Origin of the sequence: Microcoleus sp. Pol12B4 (genome assembly GCF_036701385.1) — a bacterium.
Classification (GTDB): Bacteria; Cyanobacteriota; Cyanobacteriia; order Cyanobacteriales; family Microcoleaceae; genus Microcoleus.
This window is the reverse complement of record NZ_JAUBQR010000119.1, coordinates 13,816-20,167: the sequence shown is the minus strand read 5'-3', so window position 1 is coordinate 20,167 and position 6,352 is coordinate 13,816. Positions and strand designations below refer to the sequence as shown.

General features: G+C 43.9%; 8 protein-coding genes. 4 read left to right on the top strand and 4 right to left on the bottom strand.

Features of this window, described 5'->3' with window-relative positions; translation table 11 throughout:
* Positions 1-45: 45 nt before the first annotated feature.
* The 4 genes from QUA38_RS17000 to hisC all read left to right on the top strand — a co-directional run bounded on the left by QUA38_RS17000 (position 46) and on the right by hisC (position 4,168).
* Entirely contained in the window at positions 46-1,326 is a 1,281-nt protein-coding gene (locus QUA38_RS17000) for an esterase-like activity of phytase family protein (RefSeq protein WP_333163648.1), read from the top strand.
* Positions 1,327-1,514: 188 nt separating this feature from the next.
* Positions 1,515-2,369: an alpha/beta hydrolase gene (locus tag QUA38_RS16995; protein WP_333163646.1), complete on the top strand. Its 855-nt coding sequence runs from the start codon at positions 1,515-1,517 to the stop codon at positions 2,367-2,369.
* Complete coding sequence (locus tag QUA38_RS16990) at positions 2,366-3,079, top strand: glycerophosphodiester phosphodiesterase family protein (RefSeq protein WP_333163643.1); 714 nt, start codon at positions 2,366-2,368, stop codon at positions 3,077-3,079. The genes QUA38_RS16995 and QUA38_RS16990 overlap by 4 nt, the downstream gene beginning before the upstream one ends.
* Positions 3,080-3,121: 42 nt before the next feature.
* A complete protein-coding gene (gene hisC, locus QUA38_RS16985) occupies positions 3,122-4,168 on the top strand; it encodes a histidinol-phosphate transaminase (RefSeq protein WP_333163641.1) in 1,047 nt (348 codons plus the stop codon).
* A gap of 89 nt (positions 4,169-4,257) precedes the next feature.
* Here hisC and QUA38_RS16980 read toward each other — a convergent pair whose 3' ends face one another.
* From QUA38_RS16980 to QUA38_RS16965, 4 genes are all read right to left on the bottom strand, one after another.
* Entirely contained in the window at positions 4,258-4,725 is a 468-nt protein-coding gene (locus tag QUA38_RS16980; RefSeq protein ID WP_333163639.1) for a type II toxin-antitoxin system VapC family toxin, read from the bottom strand.
* Positions 4,719-5,024: an antitoxin family protein gene (locus QUA38_RS16975; protein ID WP_333163636.1), complete on the bottom strand. Its 306-nt coding sequence runs from the start codon at positions 5,022-5,024 to the stop codon at positions 4,719-4,721. The genes QUA38_RS16980 and QUA38_RS16975 overlap by 7 nt, the downstream gene beginning before the upstream one ends.
* 46 nt (positions 5,025-5,070) lie before the next feature.
* Positions 5,071-5,871 carry a class I SAM-dependent methyltransferase gene (locus QUA38_RS16970; protein WP_333163634.1) on the bottom strand — a complete coding sequence of 267 codons (801 nt, stop codon included), beginning with the start codon at positions 5,869-5,871 and terminating at the stop codon, positions 5,071-5,073.
* 142 nt (positions 5,872-6,013) lie between these two features.
* Positions 6,014-6,352, bottom strand: a 339-nt coding sequence (locus QUA38_RS16965) for an alpha-isopropylmalate synthase regulatory domain-containing protein (protein WP_333163632.1), incomplete at its 5' end; no start/stop codon positions are given.

Below are 6,352 nucleotides of genomic sequence, written 5' to 3'. Positions count from 1 at the left end.
TTCTGGAAACATCAAGTTTTGCATATCTACAAAACGGTATAAATTATGTCACAAAGATGGCACAAAAGCAAACTGTTCAACAAGAGCAACAAAATAAATGTCACCGCACTGAGCAATTATTGGGATTTAAAGACGCTGGGCGATCCTCTTCGAGGGCTTCGCCAACGTATTTTACGCTTATTCAGTCTAGCCCTAATTCTCTTAACTGTTTGCACAGCTTGCGCCCCCCCTCCCGCAGTTGGAAAAGACCGCTCTTTTCCAGAAATGTCCCTAGAATTTTTGGGCGAGTACGAATTGCCAAAAATGAATTTTGAAGGAGCACCTGTCGGCGGTTTGTCAGGAATTACCTACGACCCCAAAGGTATTAGCGCAGTCACTTCTAAAGCTTATCGCTTTTACGCTCTTTCCGACGACCCCAGCGAAAATGGAGAAGCGAGATTTTACAGTCTCAGACTCGACCTCACATCAAGCGATCCAGCAAATATTCGCCTGAAAAAAGTTACCGTTGAAGGCGTTACCTCCCTCAAAAAAGCAGACGGTGAAACCTTCTCTTGGGGTTCCATCAATCCCGAAGGCATCGCCCTTTCTCCCCGCAATTCAGTATTTGTCGCCAGCGAAGGTGTTACTCATGTGGGCATCCCTCCTTTACTCGGAGAATTTGACCTCAAAACAGGGCAAATCCGGGGAAATTTGCCGATACCAAAGCGCTATATTCCCGATGCCAGCGATGAAAAACAGCAGCAAGGAGTGGTGGAAAATTTAGGTTTTGAATCTTTAACCATCGACCCAGAAACCTTTAGTCCCGGCGGTCTCGATCCGTTTCGTTTGTTCGCAGCTACGGAAGCCCCTTTAATGCAAGATTTAGACCCCGAACAGGCAAGCAAACTCCGTCTTTTACATTATATCATCGTCGATAAAACGCCGCAATTAGTCTCGGAAAATCTTTACATCCTCGACCAAGTTCCCATGACTATTTTGAACGGTTTAACAGAATTAGTAACTGTCGGTAGCGGTCAAATTCTGAGTTTAGAACGTTCTTTTGGACTGTCGGGGTACAGCGCTAGAATTTATCAAATAGCAGTTGGGGCGGCTACAGATACTTCGAGAATCCAGAGTTTTAAAGGACGAGTGGCGGTGGAACCTGTTAAGAAAAAGTTGCTGCTAGACTTAAGCGAACTCGGAATTCCGCTGTACAATTTAGAGGGAATGACCCTCGGACCGCAGTTGCCAGATGGCAGCAAAAGTGTAGTTTTGGTCAGTGACGACAATTTTGATGAAGCGCAGAAAACTCAGTTTCTTTTATTTAGCTTGAAGGGTCAAGGTTAGGTAATAAGGGCGGGCTAGAAGCCCACCCCACCCAGAATAATATTTATTATTTGTGAAACAGGCATCTTGCCTGTCGAGCAAAACAGTACAATAAGATTCACTCTTTGCGGAACAGGCATCTTGCCTGTTCATAAAAATAGTATAAATGAGGTTAAATAAAATTTATCCAACTATAAAATACCCTAATTATGGCAACTCGTAACACTTTGCACTTACCAGAAATCGAACTTTCCTACCTAGAATGGCAGCCCGAAACTGGGAAAGAAAAAGTTCCGCGTTTGCTGCTGCTGCACGGTTTAGCAGATAGTGCGTGTGTCTGGACTAACTTGGGCAATTACTTGTCCAACCGCTATCATATTGTAGCGCCAGATATGCGCGGTCACGGAGAGAGTAGCAAACCGAAAACAGGCTATACTTTTGAAAGTGCGATCGCAGATTTAGAAGGTTTGATGGCACATCTCAACTGGCCAGACGCCCATATTTTAGGACATTCTTGGACGGGAAAACTAGCACCGATTTGGGCGAGGCAAAATCCGGATCGCTTTTGCAGTATGATTTTAGTACACCCCATCTTCATCACCAAACTGCCCGCCGCGATGAAACTCACCCTGCCAATTGTTTACCGAAAATTAGACTGTCTCAAATGTGTGGGCCCGTTTGCGACTTTAGCCCAAGCAGAAGCAGCAGCAAAACAATCGGGAGAATACGCAGATTGGAGTGAGGTGCAGCAAATGGTATTCCAACAGCAAATCGAACAAAAATCTGACGGAACTTGGGGCAGTAAGTTTGCGATTGCAGCCAGAAATCAGATATTTGTAGAAGTGATGAAAGTTGCAGGTTTAACTGAAAATATTGATATCCCGACTTTGTTTGTACAGCCGGAAAAAGGCGTAAATCGCATGGCTTGGCAAATGCAGCCATACAAGAGATACTTGAAAAATCTTACTGTTGCAAAAGTACCGGGAAATCACTGGTCTTTTTTGACTGAACCGGAAACTTTTAATCAAACTGTGGCAGATTTTTTAGAGGGCACAAGACAGTGAATTTAGAAATTATTGCACATCGGGGATTTTCGGCGATCGCCCCGGAGAATACTTTAGCAGCTTTTGAACTGGCGATCGCCCGTGGAGCTCATTCGATCGAATTTGACATCCAGCTATCCGCCGACAACGTACCAGTGATTTTTCACGACGCCACATTAGATAGAATCACTGGAGTTTCTGGCAAAGTTAGGGAAACAACCCTGTCGGAATTGCAGACACTTAATGCGGGAAAATGGTTTAGCGATGAATTTTCACAAGAAAAAATTCCTACCTTAAAAGAATCATTAGCTATCCTCAAAAATGTTGACAAATTTCTTTACTTTGATGTCAAACCTCACTGCGAGTGGTCTGATGCAGATGTCGCGGATTTTGTCAATACTTTGAAGGGCGAAGAAATCCAACAAAAATGCGTTATTACTTCCTTTAACGCGGGATTTCTGGAACAAGTGCGGCGGCTATCTGGCGATTTGGCGATCGGACACATTGTTGCTAATCTAGAAGCATACAAAACTCAGTTAGCTCAAGCTGTAGCCCATCAGGATAATTTGATTAGCAGTCTGTATCGCGTGTTGCTGGAAAACCCCGCACTAATTCTAGAAAGCCGGAGTCAGGGAGTTGACATTGTGGCCTGGACGGTGGACGATCGAGCGGATATGCAAAAGTTAATTGATTTGGGTATAACGCGGATAGTCACTAATTGTTTGATATGATCTTTTTAACCGCAGATGAATGCCGATAAACGCAGATAATAGATGAATTACTTTCGCAAAAGCATCCACGAAATGTCTGGCTATGTGCCGGGGGAACAGCCACCGCTAGGCACAAAAATTATTAAATTAAATTCTAATGAAAATCCCTATCCGCCTTCTCCCAAAGCCTTAAAAGTGCTTCATAAAATAGAAGGAGAAATGCTGCGGCGCTATCCAGATCCAACTGGCAAAAGTTTCCGCATTGCTGCTAGTAAAGTTTTTGGAGTTGCTGACGATTGGATTGTTGTAGGTAACGGCAGCGACGATTTATTAAACTTGATAGTTCGCGCTGTGGGCGAATCTGGGAAACAGATTGTTTGTCCTGCGCCCACCTATGTATTGTACCGCACTTTGGCACAAATTCAAGATGCAGAATTTGTTGAAGTTCCTTATCCCGACGACTACAAGTTACCAGTCGATTTGCTAATAGCAGCCCAGGGTGCAGTGACATTTGTAGCTTCGCCAAACAGTCCATCGGGAACAGCCATATCTGTTGCCGATTTGGAGAAACTGGCTAAAGAGTTATCGGGGATTCTGGTCATCGACGAAGCTTATGTAGATTTCGCAGAAAATAATGCTTTGGAATTGACAAAAAAATACAGTAATGTTATAGTATTGAGAACGCTTTCAAAAGGTTATTCCCTCGCAGGATTGAGGCTGGGTTTTGGCATAGCAAATCCGGCGCTACTGGCAGAATTAAATAAAATCAAAGATAGCTATAATGTGGATGCTTTAGCCTATGCAGTGGGGGCGGCTGCGATCGCCGATCGAGACCACAAAATAGCCAACGCCGAAAAGATTAAGGCTTCCAGAGCAAAACTAGCCGTTAGCTTCAAGGAATTAGGCTTTGACGTTTGGCCCTCGCAAACCAACTTTTTGTTAGTTAGGCCACCAAAGGGCGATGCAGAAAGAATTTATCAAACACTGAAAGTACGGGGAATATTGATTCGATACTTCAATCAGCCGCGATTAGAAGACAAATTGCGGATTAGTGTAGGTACGGAGGAACAGAATCAAATATTGGTTAAAACTTTGAAAGAAGTCCTCTAAATAACGATCGCACTAAAATTAGTTTCTAGTGATGACTTTAGTCCTCTGATTTGTATGAAGACTTGCATTCCTCACTACAAAAAGGTTGATTACGGATAATTATTAGGATTATCAGTCGCCAACCCTGCCGACTGAGCAATATCCAGCAATCTGTTGTCCGCCGAAACAAAAACCAGTTGAGTATCTGGCACGGAAAGGAGAGTAGATTGAACGCGCAAAGCTGACGCTAATTGCACAGAATCATAAGCCCGCAGCGGGTTTTGCATCACCAGTGCGCCCGCTGTTTCTATCAAAGTGCGATCGACTTCAAGAACTTCATACTCGTTGTCAAAATCCGTGCGAAAATCTCCCCTAAGTTGGTCAACCTCATCGACAGATAGACTACCCTCTCGTTGACGGCGTGAAAAAGCGCTGCATACCTCCACCCAAGTAATCTGAGAAATCGCGAGAAAGTTACCTGCTGCAGGAACAGTAATTGATTGAATCCAATTACTTCCCAATTCAGGCACATACCGTTTAACCAAAGCGCTGGTGTCTAAGAAATAGGCATTTACCACGGGCCGCGATCCTCAATAACGATTTCAGAAAGAGGTTTCCCCACTCTTCCCTTGAGTTTTTCAAACAGTTCGCGCCGCTTTTGTTCTGCGGTTGCATCTAGCTTAAACTGTTTTGTTGGCAAACCCATCAATTTTCGTACATCCATCAACGTAATCGCCTTTTCGCGATCGTCCTTGAGTTCTTCCGGCGAAACTTCCGCTACAATTGTGATTTGCACAGTTTCCCCATCATTCAATGACAAAGGATTCAGGGGACGAAAAACCCCGTTTTCGTAGATAGCAGTAATAGTTTCTGGCATAATTACCCTCTTAATTAAATGCTTTGACTTATTGTACTTCTTTTAATTACTTCGTTGCCACCACAGCCAAATTCCAAGCCAAGCGCTTCATCAAAGGCAACTTCTTCAAAAACCCGTCCAACCCTTCTAATCGAGAGTATTCCGGTTTCAATCTCTCTTGTTCAATGATAATCTTTTTCCAATAACGCTCCTCATTTGGATGCACTTTTTCGATCAAATAAAAGCGTAAAAAAATCCACAGCGATGTCAGCCAAAACGTATCATAAGCCGTCTCCGAAAACAAAGACTTGACAAAATTTACAATATTAATATCCAAAGGAGTTTCATCCTCCGTCCGCACCTCAGTCGCCATTCTGCGGTAAACATTAATCACCGGATTGTGCTTCATCGGGTCCCAAAAGCAAGCTTTTCCCCCAGGCTTTAGAACTCGGTGCATTTCGCGAATAGCCTTTTCAGGTTCCGGCAAATGGTGCAGCAAATTAGAAGCGTAAACAATATCAAAACTATTGTCCGGGAAATCCAGCGCCATTGCATTCACTGTGCACCCTTCTATTTTGACGCCGTTTTTCTCTGCCAATTTCAGAGCAACTTCTACCATGCCCTGAGAATAGTCCGCCGCCACACAATTTGCACCTTTTTTAGCAAAATAAACGCTATTTTCTCCCGCACCGCAGCCTAAATCTAACAGGCGTTTGCCTGTAATATTGCCCATTTGCTGGACGATAAATCTATTTTCTGGGGCGGTACAAGCTTCAAAGTAATCATTGACTCGAATGCCGTCAATATCGATTGTGGATGCCCAAGCATCGTGGAATTGTCGCTCTTTTTTTAAGGTTTCGTCTTGCATTTTTCAAGAGTTGGTTCTTAGTAAAAAAAATAATTTTAAACCGCAGACGAACCCGGATCAAGGCAGATTAATTGAGAGTTATCTGCTTCGATCTGGGTTCGTCTGCGGTTTGTTTCAAGAAAAAGGGCTGACAAGAAATTTATCAGCGCTGTGCTTCTGCAACAACTTCATTTCTGATCTGAGTGGGCTGTTCGGAGGATTTTTCAGCACTATGCTGCAATGCCTGATACAGGCGATTTAAAGCACTGATGTATGCTTCTGCAGACGCTACGATAATGTCGGTATTTGCTGAGTGACCGGAAAATACTTTGCCTTCGTGGCGCAAGCGAATTGTTACTTCCCCGATCGCATCTATGCCCGCTGTTACCGATTGTACAGAAAACTCGATCAACTCGTTGGGTACGTTTACCACCCGGTTAATTGCCCTGTAAATCGCATCCACAGGCCCAGTGCCGATCGCAGCATCGGTCAATTCTTCGCC